We start from the raw sequence: 16,979 nt of genomic DNA, 5'->3' as shown, positions 1-16,979 counted from the left end.
ATCCGCACTCCCACGCTGAGGGGGCCGTGGCCCTGAGAACACCGCTTACAGTTCACAAGCAGCAGTGCTTGGTTTTCAAGTGTTGGAGGAAATCATTGATGGCCGTCAGGGTCAGCTCGTCGAAGTCCTCGAGCCTTTCGATGATCGCTTTGCGTTGCTCCGCTTCGGCCTGGCCGTCGCCCCAAAGATGCGGCGCGGCCGGGAACAGAATCTCCAGCGGCGAAACATCCAGCAGCTCGCAAATGTGGAGAAGTCGGCCGACCGTCAATTTCGACACTGCCCGCTCGTAGCGGACATAAACCGGTTCGCTCAGGCCGAGCATCGGGGCGAATTTTGACCGCGGAATCTTTCGCTTGTCGCGCACGCGTCGAAGGCTGGCGCTGATCTCCTCCGCCGAACCGAACTTCAGTTCCGGATTTCAGCGCCGTGGCCGGAGCTGTTGGACCGCCCGTCGCAGGCGCCAATTCTCCGACATTGCCTCTATTACCCCTGGATAAATTCGAGGCCGGCGATACCAATCCGGTAAGGACCGCCGTTTTTACCAAGATCAGCACAATTGCATCACCCCCGATCTCCACCATCTGCTTAAACGAGGTGCGCATCCCCACGGCCAGCAGCGATCGCAACCAGCCTGCCACCAGAAGGCGGGCGCGAGGCCAAGCACAACTTGCCCGAACCGACCCATGAGTGAGCGCGACGTTATTCAATCATGTGAGCCACCGGCATGCCCGCAGCGCCGGGCTTTGCCATCAGTCCGCAATGCGCTCAGAGATCGAGGCAAACGGTGCCTTGCGGCCGGCTGCAGCAAGCCAGCACATAACCAGCCGCCTTCTCTTCAAGGCTGAGTCCTCCAAGGTCGTCGATCACGACTTCACCCGACAGCTTGACCGTCCGGCAAGTTCCGCAAATGCCCTGCTGGCATGCGGTAGGAATGTAGAGGCCGCTATTGCGCGCCGCATCGAGCAGGGTCTCTCCAGGCGCACACAGGTGCTCCACGCCAGACCGGGCGAAACGGACACAAGTTGGGCCAGCGGCAGCCGATTGAGGAGGCATGGAATTGCCCACGGCGCCGCCGAAACTTTCCTCGTGGTATTGCGAGGGTGCGATGCCGATCTCCGCGACACAGGCCCGAACCGTCTGCATAAACGGCTCGGGGCCGCAAACGTAAGACGTGCGCTGGTGAAGGTCGGGAGCCAGCCGCCAGAGCATGGGGCCGTCGATGCGACCCTTAGGGCCCTGCCACGCCGAACCTTCCTGACTGCAGATGAAGCTTACATCGACATTGGAGAATCGCGCGGCGAGCGCCTCCAACTCGGAGCGGAAAGCGATGTCGTTCGCCGTCCGAGCGCAGTGAATGAAACGGATGTCATGGCCAGATGCCCTGTCGGTTAGCGCCCGCAGCATCGACATAACGGGAGTGATGCCGCTGCCGCCCGAAAGGAAAAGCGGCTTCTCGCATGGTAGATCGTCGAAGCTGAAACGTCCGATCGGCCCTTCGATTTCAATGTCGTGGCCCGGCCGGAGATTGTCGTGAAGCCAGTTGGAAACAAGCCCGCCCTTCACCCGCTTCACCGTGATCTGCAGGTCGAGCGGTCGGGTCGGCGGCGAGGAAACCGAGTAGGATCTCGTTACCGTGGCGCCGTTGATCGTCAGGTGCAGGATCAGATATTGGCCTGCACTGAAGCTGAACATTTGGCCCGAAGCGGCCGAAAAGACGAATGTGCGGGCATCGCGCGTCTCGTCGATTACGCGCCGGCAGCGCACGAACTGTTTTGAGCTCTCCGCCCATTGCCGTTGACGCATCGCCGGAGCGAAATCGGTGGTTGAAAAGGAAGCGTGCGCGTTCATCGATCGACTCTGCTTTACCCGGCCAGGATGGCAGCCTGGATGCTTTCGAAAAAGCGGCAGATGTCGCCTTTACAATCGGGTATTCCGATCTAACTTTCCATGGACATAACGGCCAGATGGAGCGCGCGAATCCCTCTACGGATAATCGGCTCGTGCTTGCGTCGCGCCAAAATAGCGGTGTGGACGGGCTGCTGAAGCGCGGGCGCACCCTCGACCATAAAAGACGGACGCTCGGCCGTATACCGCCGAGCGTCGTCACTGCGCATATAGCAAGTGCCACCCATGCGCCGCAGCATCGCTTCGGCGAGCGTTTCCGAGCCCATCGAAAGGCGGCCTATCGCCAATTGCGGCAGCGCCTCGGCGTGGGCTTTCTCAAGCGCGACCGTGTAGCCTGGCCGGATATACGTATCCGGGTTGACCTCCGACAGGAGGCTGGCCGTCGTAGACACCATCACATATTCTTCAACCATGAGAGGATCGTAGGAGATTTCAGGGAGGTAACGGGGCGCGTAGACCACAGCAATATCGAGGTTTCCCAAGCTCAAATCGGAAATCATCTGCGGCGAGTAGTCGGACTCTACGTGAATTGACGATTTCGGCAGCACCTGGAACAGCGTTTCCACCCAACCCGGCAATATCGATCGCGTCATCCCGACCTGCGCAGCGACGCGCAAGGTGCCCTCGAACCGGTTGAATGCCCGAACGTCATGGCGGGCCTGCGACCATGTCGAGAGCATGGCGCGCGCATAGGCTTCGAAACGTCGCCCCGCCGCGGTCGGTTCGGCGCCGGCGCGTCCCCTCAGGAAGAGCTCCGAACCAATGGCCTGCTCCAGGTTCCTGATGCGCGTGCTCACCGTCGATTGCGTAACCCCTAGCCGATCGGCCGTACGGTTAAAATTTCGTGACTCCATGATGTCGAGGAAGGTCTCGATGTGATCCAGCTGCATGTCGCCTCGCAATCGAAAAATCCGATCGTATTACCCCAGATCACAAGCTTGATCAAATAATTGCCAAGGCGGAAGCTGCGGTTGAAGAAGCCGGCTAGGTTAGCCGGCCTGCCGCGCCAGGGAGTTGGATAGGGTGTTCATAGTCGATTGCGATTGTCACAATTATTGGTCGAGCGCGACGGTGCTCGAGCCCTATCTTTCCGGCGTCTGGAAAGACATGTTCACAGAAGGCGAGAAAACTGGTCCGAGAGGCGCCTTCCCGCACGGGCACCGTCCGTGGTTCCACCCGCAGGACTTTTCCCGCAAGGACGTTAGGCCCGAGTCGGAGGCCGACAACTATCTCATCATGAAAGAAAAGCACCTCGACAAATACAATGTCGCGGCCGCTATCCTCACCGGCGACGAGCCGATCGAAGCCTCCACGCTGGCAAATCCCTATTACGCTAGCGCGCTGGTCAGCGCCTATAACGACTACCAAATCGCCGAGTGGCTTCCCAAAGACAGCCGCTTCATGGGTTCCATCATCATCGCGCCGCAGGATCCGAAGCTCGCAGCAGCCGAAATCCGCCGTCTCGGCAACCACCCCCGTATGGTCCAGGTCCTAGCCTCCCAAGGCTCGGTCAAACCCTACGGCGATCCGTTCTACCATCCCATTTTCGAGGCCTGCGCCGAAGTCGGGCTGCCATTCGCGATTCACCTGGGCGGCCATGGCGGCATCAACTGGAACGCGGTGGCACCGGCTCCCACGACCTTCTTCTGGGAGACGCACGCTATTCTTCACATGTCGGCCTTGTCGCACGTGGCAAGCATGATCGCGCATGGCGTTTTCGAGAAATGGCCGAATCTGTATTTCGTGATCATCGAGTGCGGCGTGGCTTGGGTTCCGTCGGTATTGTGGCGCTTGGACGCAGACTACAAAGCGCTGCGCAAGGAAACGCCGTGGCTGAAGATGCTGCCCTCCGAGTATTGCCGTCGCAACATCCGCTTTTCCACGCAGCCGCTGGAGCAGCCCGCGAACATACAGCATCTCTGGACCACTCTCGAAGCGATGGACGGCGAGAACACGCTGATGTTTGCCTCCGACTACCCGCATTGGGATTATGACGATGCCAACACGCTGCACATCCCGCCTGCCTGGAGGAGCAAGATCATGGGATTGAATGCGCTCGAGGTCTACAAACGCATTCCCCGCACGCAAGCGGCTAATGCCGCCTGACGGGAGTCAACCATGGCTGAGAAGACATACATTTGCCGCGTCGACGAAATCGAGACCGGAACTCCCTACATCGCCAAGATCCGCAGCCTTTCAGTCGGGGTTTTCCGCATCGGAGATTCATTCCATGCCTTGCTGAACGTTTGTCCGCACCGCGGCGCTCCGCTTTGCGAGGGACCGCAATGCGGAACCACGGCGCCGGTCGACCAAGCGCAATTCATCTATCACCGCGAGAACGAGATCGTGCGCTGCGCCTGGCACGGCTGGGAATTCGACATAAAGACCGGTGCGGCCCTGGTCGATCCGGGCGTGCGTGCCCGAACATTCCCGGTCATGGTGGAAGCTGGTGAAATCTATGTAACGGCGTAGATTTGCGTCAAACCGGGGAAAATCGAAAGGAGGCAAATCGGCTGAATCCGCCAGATCTGCTCAATAAATGCCAACAACAAGAATGCGGGAAATCCGCAATGGGAGGAAGCAGTGTCAGAATCTGAATACAAACTGCGCTTGGCGCAAAACCTGATCGGCCGCGGCAAGGTTTCGCGCCGTGATTTCATCCATCTTGGGCTGGCGGCAGGCCTGACCGTCGCCGCCGCCGATATGCTCTTCGTGAGCGTGGCGCGGGCCGAACCGCAGCGGGGCGGCTTCGCCAAGCTCGGTATGGCACATGGCGCGACGACGGATTCGATCGATCCGGCCGGCTATCCCGATACCTTCACGCAAACCGCCTTCTCGGGCGCCATGTCCAACAGCCTGACCGAGGTGGACGCGAAAGGCAGCATCCAGCCGGATCTTGCCGAAAGCTTCGAGACCTCGGACGACGCGACGACGTGGGTCTTCAAGCTGCGCAAAGGTGCGACCTTCCACGACGGCAAGACCATCACCGCGGACGACGTGGTCGCCTCTATGCAATATCACATGGGAGCCGACACCAAATCGGCGGCGAAGTCGCTGCTCGAATCGGTGACCAACATCAAGGCGGACGGTCCGGAAACGATCGTTTTCACGCTAAAAAGCGGCGATGCCGACTTTCCCTACATCATGAGCGACTATCACCTTGTCGTCATGCCTGCCAAGGACGGAAAGGCGGACTGGGAATCGGGCGTCCGGACCGGTGCCTTCGTGCTTGAGAACTTTCAGCCAGGCGTCTCGGCCAAGCTCAAGCGCAATCCCAACTACTTCAAGAACGGCAAACCCTATTTTGACGAGGTGGAGTTTATCGCCATCACGGACCTCGCCGCGCGTATGGCCGCGCTGTCAACCGGCGAGGTGGATTATATCGGCCGCGCCGACCTGAAAACGCTCGGTATGCTGAAGCGCAAGCCGAATATCGAGATCCTCGAGGTCACCGGATACGGCCATTACACGCTGCCGATGAACGTGACGGTGGCGCCATTCGACAACCCCGATGTGCGCATGGCGTTGAAATGGGCCATCGATCGCGAGGAAATCGCGCAGAAGATCTTCCTTGGCCATGCAACCGTCGGAAATGACAACCCGATCGCACCGGCGATCAAGTTCGCCATCAATCCGGAGCCGCAGCACAAGTTCGATCCGGAAAAGGCGCGCTTCCATCTGAAAAAAGCGGGAATGGAAAATCTCAAGGTCGACCTTTCCGTCGCCGACGCCGCTTTCGCCGGCGCCGTGGACGCAGCCGCCCTCATCCGCGAGACGGCGGCCCAATGCGGCATCGATGTCAATGTGGTGCGCGAGGCCGAGGACGCCTATTGGGACAATGTCTGGCTCAAGAAACCGTGGTGCGCCTCCTATTGGAGCGGTCGTGCAACGGCCGACTGGATGTTCACGCAGGCCTACTCGGCGGATTCCAGCTGGAACGAGACGTTCTGGAAAAATGCCCGCTTCAACGAACTGCTGATCCAGGCACGCGCGGAGACCGACGAGGCCAAGCGCTCCGCGATGTATGCCGAAATGCAGCAGTTGACGCATGACGACGGCGGCGCCATCGTCCTGGTCTTCAACAATTTTGTCGGCGCCAAGTCCAAGAAACTGGCGCACGGCGAGCTGGCGCCGAACTGGGAGAATGACGGACTGAAGATGGCCGAGCGCTGGTGGGTAGCCAACGCGTGACGTTCGCCAAGCGAACCGCCCGCGGCGCGGGCGGTTCGCTCTTTTCAGGGGAAACGCTCGAAGGCACCGCCCATGAATCCGGTCGTTAGGACGGTTCTGCAGCGCCTGGGCCTCGGCCTGATCACGCTGTTCATCGTCACCATCATCATCTTTTCGGCGATTGCCATGCTTCCGGGCGATTTCGCCAAGGCGATGCTCGGGCAATCCGCGACGCCCGAGACGGTCGCCGCATTCCAGCGCGAAATCGGCATCGATCGTCCGCCGGTTGAGCGCTATTTCGCCTGGGTCGGGCAGATCGTGCAGGGGGATTTCGGCTCTTCCTTCGCAAGCCGCACCGGCTACCGGCGCACAGTCGCCGAGATCATTGCGCCCCGGCTCTACAACACGATGTTCCTTGCCGTGATGACCGCCCTTATAGCGGTTCCACTCGCGCTGGGACTTGGCATTCTCGCCGCTCTCTACCGCAACAGCTGGTTCGACCGTGTGGTGAACACGGTGACGCTGACGACGATTTCATTCCCCGAATTCTTCGTCGCCTATATGCTGGCCTACCTGATCATCTCGCGCGACACGTTCATCGGAACCGAATTCGCACAATCCCTGCCCGAGTGGCTCGCGGCTTCGATCAACTGGGTCCTGAACCTGGTTCCCAAGTTTCCGACACTGGCGAATATCAGCGACCAAACGCCGTTCTGGGAGCACGTCTGGCGCGCAGCGCTGCCGTCCATCACCCTCACGCTGGTGATTGTTGCCCATATGATGCGTATGACGCGCGCGGCGATTATCAACATGCTGGCAAGCCCCTATATCGATATGGCGCGGCTCAAGGGAATGTCGCCTATGACAATCGTTCTCAGACACGCCCTGCCCAATGCCTGGGCGCCTATCGTCACGGTGATTGCGTTCAACCTCGCTTATCTCATCGTCGGCGTGGTCGTGGTCGAGGTGGTGTTCGTCTATCCCGGCATCGGCCAATTGATGGTCGATGCGGTGAAGTCCCGGGATGTTCCGGTCGTGCAAGCCTGCGCCCTAATCTTCGCGGCAACCTACATCCTACTCAACCTGACCGCCGACATCATTTCCATTGCCACCAATCCGAGGCTTTTGCACCCGCGATGACCAGCACCGAACATGTCGTGGCGGTCTCAAGACAGAGGCGCACGCGCGCCTCCCGGGTAAAAACCGCACTCAAAAAGGCTCCATTCAGCGCCTGGTTCGGCATCGTGGTCATCCTTGGCTACGTCTTCGTCGCGCTGTTAGCGCCCTGGATAGCGCCCTACGGAGAAACGCAGGTTTTCACCGAGGCTTTCGCGCCTTGGAGCCAAGAGTTCATCGTCGGGACCGACCAACTCGGTCGCGACGTGCTCACCCGGTTGATCTATGGCGCGCGCAATACGATCGGCATCGCCTTCGCGACTACGCTTCTGTCCTTCGCGATCGGCGTCACGCTCGGTTTGCTGGCCGCGATGTACCGGGGGTGGCTCGACCAGATTCTGTCGCGCGCGGTAGACGTGCTGATGTCGATCCCGAGCCTCATCTTCGCGCTGATGTTGCTATCCATCTTCGGTTCGTCGGTCACCAGCCTGATCCTCATCATCGCCCTGCTCGATTCGACCCGCGTATTCCGGCTGGCGCGCGCGGTCGGGCTGAATGTTGCCGTCATGGAGTATGTCGAAGCCGCGCAACTGCGTGGCGAAGGGCCGAGATGGATTCTGACCAAGGAGATCCTGCCCAACGTGCTGCCGCCGCTGATCGCGGAATTCGGCCTGCGCTTCTGTTTCGTTTTCCTCACCATCGCCGCGCTCTCCTTTCTCGGCGTCGGCATCCAGCCGCCGACTGCCGACTGGGGCTCGATGGTGCGGGAAAACGCTACCCTCATCACCTATGGCGACATCACTCCGCTCTTGCCGGCAGGCGCGATTGCCCTTCTCACGGTCTCGGTGAATTTCGTTGTCGACTGGTTCTTGCATGCGACAAGCGGGTTGCGCGATGAAAAGTAAGAATTCTGGCCAACGCGAAAAGGGAACGAAACTCCTCAGCGTTCGCAACCTTCACGTCGAAGGGTTTTCCGACGAGCGCTGGCATCCGATCGTTCGCGGTGTGGATCTCTCGCTAAAGCGCGGTGAGGTTCTCGGCCTCATTGGCGAGTCCGGCGCCGGAAAGTCCACCATTGGGCTTGCCGCGATGGGATATGCCAAGCCAGGCTGCCGGATCACGCAAGGATCCATCCTGTTCGACGGGATCGACCTCCTCGCCATGGCCGAAACCGCACGGCGGCGGCTCCGAGGCTCGCGCATCGCCTATGTCGCGCAAAGCGCGGCCGCTTCCTTCAACCCGGCCCATCGGCTCCTCGATCAGACCGTCGAAACGGTCGTGGCGCACGGGATCGCTAGTCGCGAGGCAGCGAATCGGGATGCCATCAAACTTTACCGGCGTCTTCACCTGCCGGATCCGGACACCATCGGCTTCCGCTATCCTCACCAGGTCTCCGGAGGGCAGTTGCAGCGGGCTATGACGGCGATGGCTATGGCCTGCCGGCCCGACCTGATCGTCTTCGACGAGCCGACGACGGCGCTCGACGTGACCACACAGGTCGAGGTCCTCGCCTCGATCCGCAAGATTGTCGAAGAATTCAACACTGCCGCGATCTACGTCACGCATGATCTGGCCGTGGTTGCGCAGATGGCGGACCGGATCATGGTTCTGCGCCATGGCCGTACTGTGGAGGAGGCCGAAACACGCCAGATGCTTGCGGCGCCGGCCGAAGACTATACGAGGACGCTCTGGGCGGTGCGAAAGCTAGCCAAACCCGAAGTGCCGGCCGCGGACCATCTGCTCACGATCGATAACATCACCGCCGCCTACGCAGGGAAAGTCAAGGTTCTGCAGGATGTATCGATCAAGGTGCCGCGCGGACGGACGGTAGCGGTCGTCGGTGAATCTGGTTCCGGTAAATCAACGCTCGCCCGCGTCATCACCGGCCTGCTGCCGCCGGTCTCGGGCTCGATCTCATTTGCGGGGCATCGTCTGCCAAGAACACTGAAAGAGAGGCCCAAAGACATTCTGCGCCGCATTCAGATGATCTATCAGATGCCTGACAACGCGCTCAATCCGCGTCAGACCGTCGAGGAAGTCATCTCCCGGCCGCTCGAGTTCTATCTCGGCCTCAAAGGGGCGGCGTGCGACCGCCGCGTTGGCGAACTCATGCACATGATCGAGATGGATGAAAGCTTCCTCGACCGTCTGCCGGGCGAACTCTCGGGCGGTCAGAAGCAGCGCATCTGCATTGCCCGGGCGCTGGCTGCTAATCCGGAGCTCATCATCTGCGACGAGGTGACCTCGGCGCTCGACCAGATCGTACAGGAAGAGATCCTGAAGCTTCTTATGCGGCTGCAACAAGAATTCGGAGTCAGCTACATTTTCATCACGCACGACATCGCGACGGTGAGGGCAATCGCCGACGAAATTGTCGTCATGCACCAAGGCAAAGTCGTCGAGCAGGGGCTCAAGACCGAAATCCTGACGCCGCCGCATGCTCCGTATACCGAACTGCTTCTCTCCTCGGTGCCGGAGATGGATCCAGACTGGCTGACGAAGCTGCTGGAAACCCGGGAGCGCAAGCGGGTCGGCGCGGCGAACTGAATCCCAACGGATCACGAATGGCAACAACGGCAAGCAGGCTGCGCCCTGAGTCGCCGTCCAACGCTTAAGGGGCGGCGGCTTTGGGAGTCGGCAGTGGAGGTTTGACCGCTTGAGACTCCGGCACCAGTTCTCGCGCAAACGTTCGCTATTGACGGTTTGCGGGAATCAGCGGATGGCGCAACCGCGACGTCCAGAGCTTCTAAATCAACAAAGGTTCCGGCCGGCCCAGTGATTGTTTAATCGGACTCTTCCGGCGAGCATCGAGGCTGCGGGAAGCATGCGGGATGGGGATTTGCCAAGCCGCGGCAGCCGTCGCACTGGTTCTGTTTCGAGCACCGCGCCGAGGGCGAGCGATATCTTTGAGGAAGCCTGGATGATCAGACCGCCAAGACGACAGGACGAGTATCTCGACCGTGAGATTGATTGCCAGGAGGCTATGGAGCCCGGCTTTCAGGCGATCGTCGATTGCATGCTCGAGGCCGGCTGGACACGCGGGGAAATCATGCGCTCGCTACGCCGGCTGATCGCCGCCGACAAGATGACGCAAAAGGAAAATGCCAAGGTCGAGGCGCAGCTCGCGATCGCCCGTGCCATGATGAGAACCGGCCGGCCTATCTAGGTTCGTGATGATCGGCCGCAGGGAAGCCTTAAAGCTTCGGCCGTAGATCACGGCGCAAGGGACGCGCTTCTATCAGGATCGAGGCACCATTTTGCCTCCTGCTCCTCTTCATCAATCGGTTTGGATTCGTCCCAACCTTGCAGCCAAGAGCGTCGCTTTTTGGTCAATAGGGGATAAGGGCAGGCCGATCGGGGCAGCTTTAGGCAGTATGCGTCTATGCCTTCGTCTCTCGGGTCGGGCTTGCCCACGTGTGTGCCTCCATATGCTTTCCGCCAAGCATATAGGAGAGTCGGGCCGGTTTGCGAAAGGCAAACTGAGACACTACCAAACGGTCGAACGGCTAGAGGGCCTGTGACTAGGATCAGTCGGCTAAACCGGCGTCGTAGTGCACGATGGCGTCGAGGATCGTCTCGTAGACACTGTCGGTGTCCTCCTCGATCTGCTGATACCCTGACGCTTTGCGTCGGCAAATAGTTTGCTGGCCAACTCGCTCACCGAGATTAACTCGGCGCCCACCGTCTCGGGCACATTGTTCGTCAGCCAATGATGAAAAAAGATTTTTCCCGCGTGTGCTCATGGGCCTGATAAGTCACACCGGATCAATTCGGTTCCATCAGCGCACGGCTATATCAAACGCGCTCATCGCTTCCTATTTTGCTCGGCGCCATTTTTGCTGTTTTGATGGCCTAATCTGATTGCGAAGATTGGCGTAGCCCCGAGTCATGGAGGCAAGTTTCATGAGCGATGCAACTTCACAGACCGTCTATTTTTTATAATCGTCATCCCATCTCATGCGAAATCGGAGCGGATCGTTCCGCCATTATCCCCGACCGAGTTCCGTGCCATCCACAAGCGCCTCGGCCTAACGCAGGCCGAGCGCGCGGGGTGATGGGGCCCCACATTCACCCCCCCCACCCCCGCCCCCGGCGAACCCCGGCGGGGCGGTGCCGCCGACCGGCCGTCCCGGCGGCGGCGATCTCACACGCTGGCGTTCTAAGGTCAAAACTCTACCAACTGGCCGCTGCCAGCGGCCGAAATGGATGGGGAGTTGCCGTTCGGCTCAACAGCCAGAACGAGTACGTTGCGCATTTCGCGTTCAAATGCACAGCTTTGGCCTCCTGCCGTTCTCTTCGGGGATGGCCGGGGAGGTTTTTCAGGCAAAGATGACTTCGGCGAACTCTCATCAGTTGGTAGCTCTGTGGCCGATGCGTCACACAGCAAGACGCAATGCCGGTTCGGGTCAAAAAGCAATTGATTGGTACGCAATGATAATTCACCTTCATATCAAGGCGGGCTTGGCTGGATAATGCAGAGGGGGACCTCTGAATGCGCCTGAGCCATTTTGTACGTGACGGTTTGGCAAGTAGGGCACTTGGATTTGCCCTCATTCCATCATTGACGTGCCAGAAGTGCTGGCCGCCTGCCGTCGACACCAACAACAGCTTCCGATCTTCTATCTCTTCTGACGTGGCACTGCCGTCGCCTCGATGCGCCGGCGGCCATCGAGAGTAGCGAGATGCGCGCAATATTCTTTGTTTCGACGATAGTGGCGATGGTAGCGGAAGTCGCGACAGCGGAGGCCGGGGGCTTTGCGGTCCGCGAGCAATCCGCCTACGGATTGGGCTCAAGCTTTGCCGGCATGGCAGCGCCGGGCGATTCGATCAGCTCGATGTTCTGGAATCCGGCGGCGGTGACCACGGTGACCAGTACGACCATCGAGGGCAATCTGACAGCCATTTTCCCGCGCTCGGAGCTTGATGTCGACCCCACGCGTTCAACGCTCACGGCGTTGGGCATTACAGGCAATGGCGGCAACGTTGGCGAGACCGGCATCGTGCCGGCGGGCTATTTTGCGGTGCCGGTCACCGACGAGTTCTATATCGGCTTGAGCGTCACCGCGCCCTATGGCCTCGCTACGACTTCGCACGCGCCATGGGTCGGGATGTTCAGCCATCTCGACGCGAAGGTGGTCTCGGTCAACGCGACTCCGGTGCTCGGCTTCAAGCTCAATGACATGATCAGCGTCGGCATCGGCATGCAGATCGAGTATTTCGACGTCGACATCGAAACGGCGCTCGCACCGACCGCCACGCCGCCACGGCAACGGCTTAAGGGCGACGACGTCAACGCCGGTTTCGTTGCCGGCGTGACGTTAACGCCGTTCGACGGCACTACCATCGGCATCGGCTACCGTTCGATGGTCAAGCATTCGCTGAACGGCAGCCAGTCCTTCGGCATCCCCGTCGTTACGCAGATCGGCACGATACCCGCGGGAACCTATCCGGTCTCCGCCGACATCACGCTACCTGAAACTGTCTCGATCGGCGTGCGTCAGCGCATCAACGACGCTTTCACGGTCATGGCAGGCATGGAGTGGGCCAATTGGAGCCGCATTCAGACCGTGCCGTTCGGCGGTTCGCCGGCCCGTACGAGCTTGGCACTCGATTTCGACGATGGATGGTTCTTTTCGCTCGGTGGCGAGTACAAGTACAATCCCAATTGGACGTTCCGGGCCGGTCTCGGCTATGAGATCGCACCAACCACGGACGAGCACCGCTCCATGCGCCTGCCGGACGCAGACCGCATCTGGGCCAGCATTGGCGCGAGCTACAACTGGAACGAGCGGCTTTCGATCGACGCCGCCTATGCACACCTCTTCGTAGACGATGCGCCGGTCGACGAGACGACGGCAAACATTCGTTATGCCGGTACGGCCGAGGGCCGCGTTGACATCATCTCGCTCGGCGTGCGTTACAAATTCGGCGGATAGGAGTTCAATCCCTTGGCGCGCAGTTCGGCAGGGATGGCTCCGAGGAGATGAAGCGGATCAGGACCGACAACATCGGGATAGGCTACAAAGGCAAGCCGTGCTTGAAAAGTCGCACAAGATTGAAGTGCGGAATTCAAGGGCGAGCTCTGCCGGGGTCGCCTGATCGTCTCGATATTGACGCCGGTACGTTTGGATAAGGCCCGATAGCGATCATTGCGCGTTGATTCTGTAGTGGCTACAGGATGTACGTATAGCGAGTGGCTGGAGGTGTGTGAACCCGAGAACGATTGTGACCGAGCATGTTGTAAGGCTGATCTGGGACGCGTGGCGCACACGAAAGAAGGGCGTGGGCGCAATCGCGCAACGTCAGCGCGCCCGTCTCGCCGACATCGTCGCCCATGCCCGGGCAAGTTCGCCATACTATCGTGAGCTGTACCGTGATCTGCAGGGTCGCGTCGAAGCCACTGAGCAGCTTCCTGTTACCGATAAGAAGACGTTGATGGCTCGCTTCGATGACTGGTGCGTCGATCGAGAGATCACTCTGGAGCGGGCGCAAGCATTTGCAGAAGACCCGAACCTCATCGGCGAACGCTTCCTCGACAAATACACGCTGCTGACGACGTCCGGCACGACGGGAACGCACGGCCTCTTCGTGCTTGACGATCGGAGTATGGCTGTCACCACCGCAATGCTCTTTCGGACGCTGACGGCCTGGCTCAGTGCGGGGGATTTCATTCGGATCGTGGTGGGCCGAGGGCGCATGGCGATGGTCATGGCCACAGGCGGCCATTTTGCCTCTGCGGTGGCTGCGGCACGTCTTGAGAAAAGCCGGGGGCGACAGCTCGAGGTCCTGTCGGTTCACATGCCGATGTCTGAGCTGGTGGCTCGCCTCAATCAGTTCCGGCCTGTGCTCCTTACCCCGTATGCGAGCATGGCCGCGCTGCTTGCGACTGAATAGGAAGCCGGTCGACTGCGGATTGATCCGGTTCTTTTGGTGCTCTCAGCCGAAGGACTGCCCGAAGGCGAGTACGAGCGAATCGCACGAGCATTCAAAGCAAAGGTCGGCAACAGCTACGCTGCTACCGAATGCCCGTTTTTCAGCTACAGCTGCGAGTATGGCTGGCTGCACGTGGACAGCGACTGGGTCTCGTTTGAGCCAGTCGACGCGGACTATCGGCCGGTGCCGGCGGGCGAGCCCGCGCACACCGTTTCTCATCAGCAATCTGGCCAATCGCGTGCAGCCGATCCTGCGGTATGATCTTGGCGACAGTGTCGTCCAGCAGTCCGGGCCTTGCCCGTGCGGCAATCCGCTCCCGGCAATCCGAGTGCAGGGGCGATCCGCTGAAGTTCTCACCTTCCGCACCGATGGCGACCGGGTGACGATCCCACCGTTGGCCTTTTCGACGCTGGCCGATCGCACACCGGGGCTGCAAATGTTCCAGATCGTGCAGACCGAGTCGACAAAGCTGCGCGTGCGCCTGAAGGTGCACGGTGCTCATCCAGATCGCGTGTGGGAGTCCATCAAGGACGGCATTGAGCGTCTGCTCGCCGAGCACGGTCTCGAGCATGTTTCCTTGGAGCCCGGCGCCGAGCCACCAGAGCAATCCAAGGGCGGCAAGTTCCGTCAGGTCGTTCCGCTTAAGTAAGGTGCTCTCCGCAACCATGGGATGATGAATTTGAATGCGTCGCTCCGTCGTGCCGTCATCATAGTGGCGGCCCTCAATCTGAGTTATTTTGGCATCGAGTTCGCCGTGGCGCTGGCCATCGGCTCGGTGTCGCTTTTCGCCGACAGCGTCGATTTCCTCGAGGATACCTCGATCAATCTGCTGATCGCCCTTGGCCTGGGCTGGTCGGCCCGCAATCGGGCACGGCTTGCGATGGTCCTGGCGGGCGTCATTCTGATCCCCGGTCTGAAGAGGACCCGGCGCGAGTCATGCAGTAGGCTCTGCTAACCGCTGGCGAGCGCGGCGTCTGCGCAATCTTCCTCGATCGTCAGGAAACCGATCTAACCTCGATCCGCTTTGCCGCTGCCTCCGGAGCTCTCGGGATGGCGAGGTGAAGCACACCATCCTTCATGTTCGCCTCAATTCCGTTGATGTCGAAATCCCCGGAGAGAGTGAACTGCCGCTCGAAATCGCCGACGTCATACTCGCGATAGGCCTGGCTGTAGCCCTGGGGCGTATCCTCTTCGACGCGGCCATAGATCGACAGCACCCGCTTCTCCAACGTGACCTCCAAACCCTCCGGGCTGACGCCGGGCAGATCCGCAACGACGACAAGGCCCGTTTCAGTTTCGTAGATGTCAACCCGTGGTACGAAGACCAGCCTCTCATGGGTCCGCTCGCCCGCGTCCTGCTCCGCGGACAGCTTGCCCTCCAGCTCCGGTTGGCTAGTCGGCGTGGCCTGAGACTGCTTGCTCCCCTTCGTCCCCGCTCTCGTGGTCTCTCGCTTAGCCATGACCCGCCTCCTTGCTCGCCTTCACGTGAATGCGCTTGGGCTTGTCCTCTTCGGCCCGAGGAAGATCCAGAGTCAGTACGCCATTGACGAGATCCGCTTCAACCTTGTTCGGGTCGACCACAAACGGCAATGACACAGTCCGCACAAACCGGCCTCGACGACGCTCACGCCGGTGGTATCCCCGTCGGGCTTCCTCAGTTTCGGTTTGCCGCTCTCCGCTGAGCGTAACGGAATCCCTGTGAATCAAGATGTCCAAGTCTTCTGATCTTACCCCAGGCAGTTCGGCGGTGATGATGACGCCGTCCTGGTTTACGACGACATTCACCGCCGGGAATTCCAGTCGGCTCACTTCGTCCTGGAGGCGGCGTATGTTGCGGAAAGGATCTGCGCCGAATAGCATTCGTGCGATCATTGTCTCCTCCTTGGAAAGCCGCGCCGCAAGGCCCTCGGGTTCCCTCGATGTACAGCCGGGCCATCCCCGCTCTTCACCGCCCATCGGCGGTGCGCCATGGAGCGAGGAGTACCGAGCCCGCGGCTCTCACCTTCCAGCTCTGAACTTAACTTCAGAGTCGCCTAGGTGGTGCCGCGGGTTCGCCTATCATGTTTCACTGGCAATCTGGTTTACCTGCCCGGGTTCCCATTCGCTTGAACGGTCCTCCATGGTGTATGGCCAGTTTGTCTCCGCATGACGATGAAGAAGAATGCGCGGATGGCACTTTGTTGCTTTGATCTGAATCAATTCGAACACCTCATTGGATGGTTCCGTCCCCAATCCCCCTTTTAGTGGCGATGAGATGGGCGTAGCTCTGAGATTAGCGTACTCAGGCCACGGACTCTGGGTCGGGGAAGCGAACCAGCCGGCTCGTTCCGAGGCTTCGATTTTACGCCAGCCACCCTCTCATCCCGTTCTGGATCGCGGGTCTTCGAAGCTGATTATGGCTCCATCGATTTCCGAGGTCTGTCGAACGCAGATACGCTGAACACCGGAATGGCGGCGCCGATCTATCCCTTGATCAGCGCGACGAGCAGCAACCCGACTGCTCCGGCTTGGCTCGGCGGCCTCATGTTCGATCTGCTGTTCCACTGTCGCACGTCGTGGCCTATGACGCTTCGGCGCATGCGAGGAGAGATCGGCGTAAAGGTCTTCTTTAGGCGTTCAACCGTTAACCCGGCTTCCACATCCGCAGTTGGGCGAGCAGGCACCGGAGGTTCTGGAGCCGGTCTATGGATCAAAATTCTGATGTGCCGACCTTATGCCAAGCATTGGTTCACTGTGGCGTCTGCGAGGCGCTCGATCCGCGGCAACTGGTGGGATTCGCCAGGACATCCTCGAAGGCGCGCCGTCGCTGCGGACGTTCAAGCGAAGGGCGAGACTCCGAACAGCCAGCCGTGCAG

The 16,979-nt window shown here is 60.1% G+C and carries 17 protein-coding genes and 1 pseudogene; 12 read left to right on the top strand and 6 right to left on the bottom strand.

Features of this window, described 5'->3' with window-relative positions; translation table 11 throughout:
* Window positions 1-52: 52 nt before the first annotated feature.
* The 3 genes from AC0L3L_RS30205 to AC0L3L_RS30195 form a co-directional block, all read right to left on the bottom strand.
* Window positions 53-364: a helix-turn-helix domain-containing protein gene (locus tag AC0L3L_RS30205; protein ID WP_473640704.1), complete on the bottom strand. Its 312-nt coding sequence runs from the start codon at window positions 362-364 to the stop codon at window positions 53-55.
* A 401-nt stretch (window positions 365-765) separates the two neighbouring features.
* The gene (locus AC0L3L_RS30200; RefSeq protein WP_473640702.1) at window positions 766-1,848 is read right to left on the bottom strand and encodes an FAD-binding oxidoreductase; all 1,083 of its coding nucleotides are present in this window, start codon (window positions 1,846-1,848) and stop codon (window positions 766-768) included.
* Between the two features lie 89 nt (window positions 1,849-1,937).
* Window positions 1,938-2,795, bottom strand: coding sequence for a LysR family transcriptional regulator (locus AC0L3L_RS30195; protein WP_473640700.1), 858 nt, complete (start codon window positions 2,793-2,795; stop codon window positions 1,938-1,940).
* A 133-nt stretch (window positions 2,796-2,928) separates the two neighbouring features.
* On the opposite strand from AC0L3L_RS30195, the gene AC0L3L_RS30190 reads away from it, so the two are divergent.
* The 7 genes from AC0L3L_RS30190 to AC0L3L_RS30160 all read left to right on the top strand — a co-directional run bounded on the left by AC0L3L_RS30190 (window position 2,929) and on the right by AC0L3L_RS30160 (window position 10,357).
* Window positions 2,929-4,011, top strand: coding sequence for an amidohydrolase family protein (locus tag AC0L3L_RS30190; RefSeq protein ID WP_473640698.1), 1,083 nt, complete (start codon window positions 2,929-2,931; stop codon window positions 4,009-4,011).
* 12 nt (window positions 4,012-4,023) lie between these two features.
* Entirely contained in the window at window positions 4,024-4,377 is a 354-nt protein-coding gene (locus tag AC0L3L_RS30185) for a Rieske (2Fe-2S) protein (RefSeq protein WP_473640696.1), read from the top strand.
* Window positions 4,378-4,488: 111 nt separating this feature from the next.
* Window positions 4,489-6,096: an ABC transporter substrate-binding protein gene (locus tag AC0L3L_RS30180; protein WP_473640694.1), complete on the top strand. Its 1,608-nt coding sequence runs from the start codon at window positions 4,489-4,491 to the stop codon at window positions 6,094-6,096.
* Between the two features lie 72 nt (window positions 6,097-6,168).
* Window positions 6,169-7,215, top strand: a complete 1,047-nt coding sequence (locus AC0L3L_RS30175) for an ABC transporter permease (RefSeq protein ID WP_287075208.1) — start codon at window positions 6,169-6,171, stop codon at window positions 7,213-7,215.
* Window positions 7,212-8,096: an ABC transporter permease gene (locus AC0L3L_RS30170; protein ID WP_473640691.1), complete on the top strand. Its 885-nt coding sequence runs from the start codon at window positions 7,212-7,214 to the stop codon at window positions 8,094-8,096. The genes AC0L3L_RS30175 and AC0L3L_RS30170 overlap by 4 nt, the downstream gene beginning before the upstream one ends.
* Window positions 8,086-9,738, top strand: a complete 1,653-nt coding sequence (locus tag AC0L3L_RS30165; RefSeq protein WP_287075206.1) for an ABC transporter ATP-binding protein — start codon at window positions 8,086-8,088, stop codon at window positions 9,736-9,738. The genes AC0L3L_RS30170 and AC0L3L_RS30165 overlap by 11 nt, the downstream gene beginning before the upstream one ends.
* A 373-nt stretch (window positions 9,739-10,111) precedes the next feature.
* On the top strand, window positions 10,112-10,357 hold the full coding sequence (locus tag AC0L3L_RS30160) for a hypothetical protein (protein ID WP_473640689.1): 246 nt from the start codon (window positions 10,112-10,114) through the stop codon (window positions 10,355-10,357).
* 47 nt (window positions 10,358-10,404) lie between these two features.
* Here AC0L3L_RS30160 and AC0L3L_RS30155 read toward each other — a convergent pair whose 3' ends face one another.
* Window positions 10,405-10,605 (bottom strand): Rmf/CrpP family protein, encoded by a 201-nt coding sequence (locus AC0L3L_RS30155; RefSeq protein ID WP_473640687.1) that lies wholly within the window; start codon window positions 10,603-10,605, stop codon window positions 10,405-10,407.
* 1,268 nt (window positions 10,606-11,873) lie between these two features.
* On the opposite strand from AC0L3L_RS30155, the gene AC0L3L_RS30150 reads away from it, so the two are divergent.
* From AC0L3L_RS30150 to AC0L3L_RS30135, 4 genes and pseudogenes are all read left to right on the top strand, one after another.
* Window positions 11,874-13,127, top strand: a complete 1,254-nt coding sequence (locus AC0L3L_RS30150; RefSeq protein ID WP_473640685.1) for an OmpP1/FadL family transporter — start codon at window positions 11,874-11,876, stop codon at window positions 13,125-13,127.
* Window positions 13,128-13,416: 289 nt separating this feature from the next.
* Window positions 13,417-14,085, top strand: a complete 669-nt coding sequence (locus AC0L3L_RS30145) for a hypothetical protein (RefSeq protein WP_473640683.1) — start codon at window positions 13,417-13,419, stop codon at window positions 14,083-14,085.
* Window positions 14,086-14,278: 193 nt separating this feature from the next.
* Window positions 14,279-14,773: a hypothetical protein gene (locus AC0L3L_RS30140; protein ID WP_473640682.1), complete on the top strand. Its 495-nt coding sequence runs from the start codon at window positions 14,279-14,281 to the stop codon at window positions 14,771-14,773.
* Window positions 14,774-14,794: 21 nt separating this feature from the next.
* Window positions 14,795-15,040, top strand: a pseudogene (locus AC0L3L_RS30135) (cation transporter); the annotation flags it as partial.
* 79 nt (window positions 15,041-15,119) lie between these two features.
* Here the strand turns inward: AC0L3L_RS30135 and AC0L3L_RS30130 are convergent.
* Together AC0L3L_RS30130 and AC0L3L_RS30125 are read right to left on the bottom strand one after the other, a co-directional pair.
* Window positions 15,120-15,584, bottom strand: a complete 465-nt coding sequence (locus AC0L3L_RS30130) for an Hsp20/alpha crystallin family protein (RefSeq protein ID WP_473640680.1) — start codon at window positions 15,582-15,584, stop codon at window positions 15,120-15,122.
* Entirely contained in the window at window positions 15,577-15,996 is a 420-nt protein-coding gene (locus tag AC0L3L_RS30125) for an Hsp20/alpha crystallin family protein (RefSeq protein ID WP_473640678.1), read from the bottom strand. Before AC0L3L_RS30125 ends, AC0L3L_RS30130 begins: the two co-directional genes overlap by 8 nt.
* 576 nt (window positions 15,997-16,572) lie before the next feature.
* Here AC0L3L_RS30125 and AC0L3L_RS30120 point away from each other — a divergent pair.
* Window positions 16,573-16,979 (top strand): hypothetical protein (locus AC0L3L_RS30120; RefSeq protein WP_473640676.1); only part of this gene is annotated, 407 nt, incomplete at its 3' end.

It is taken from the genome of Mesorhizobium sp. WSM4849 (assembly GCF_055811385.1).
The sequence above is the reverse complement of the archived record's forward strand: the minus strand, read 5'-3'. Positions and strand labels throughout refer to the sequence as shown.

Coding starts and splice junctions, on each gene's coding strand:
- AC0L3L_RS30125 (WP_473640678.1), bottom strand. CDS start 15,996: ATGATCGCACGAATGCTATTCGGCGCAGATCCTTTCCGCAACATACGC.
- AC0L3L_RS30195 (WP_473640700.1), bottom strand. CDS start 2,795: ATGCAGCTGGATCACATCGAGACCTTCCTCGACATCATGGAGTCACGA.
- AC0L3L_RS30175 (WP_287075208.1), top strand. CDS start 6,169: ATGAATCCGGTCGTTAGGACGGTTCTGCAGCGCCTGGGCCTCGGCCTG.
- AC0L3L_RS30160 (WP_473640689.1), top strand. CDS start 10,112: ATGATCAGACCGCCAAGACGACAGGACGAGTATCTCGACCGTGAGATT.
- AC0L3L_RS30170 (WP_473640691.1), top strand. CDS start 7,212: ATGACCAGCACCGAACATGTCGTGGCGGTCTCAAGACAGAGGCGCACG.
- AC0L3L_RS30165 (WP_287075206.1), top strand. CDS start 8,086: ATGAAAAGTAAGAATTCTGGCCAACGCGAAAAGGGAACGAAACTCCTC.
- AC0L3L_RS30185 (WP_473640696.1), top strand. CDS start 4,024: ATGGCTGAGAAGACATACATTTGCCGCGTCGACGAAATCGAGACCGGA.
- AC0L3L_RS30150 (WP_473640685.1), top strand. CDS start 11,874: ATGCGCGCAATATTCTTTGTTTCGACGATAGTGGCGATGGTAGCGGAA.
- AC0L3L_RS30200 (WP_473640702.1), bottom strand. CDS start 1,848: ATGAACGCGCACGCTTCCTTTTCAACCACCGATTTCGCTCCGGCGATG.
- AC0L3L_RS30130 (WP_473640680.1), bottom strand. CDS start 15,584: ATGGCTAAGCGAGAGACCACGAGAGCGGGGACGAAGGGGAGCAAGCAG.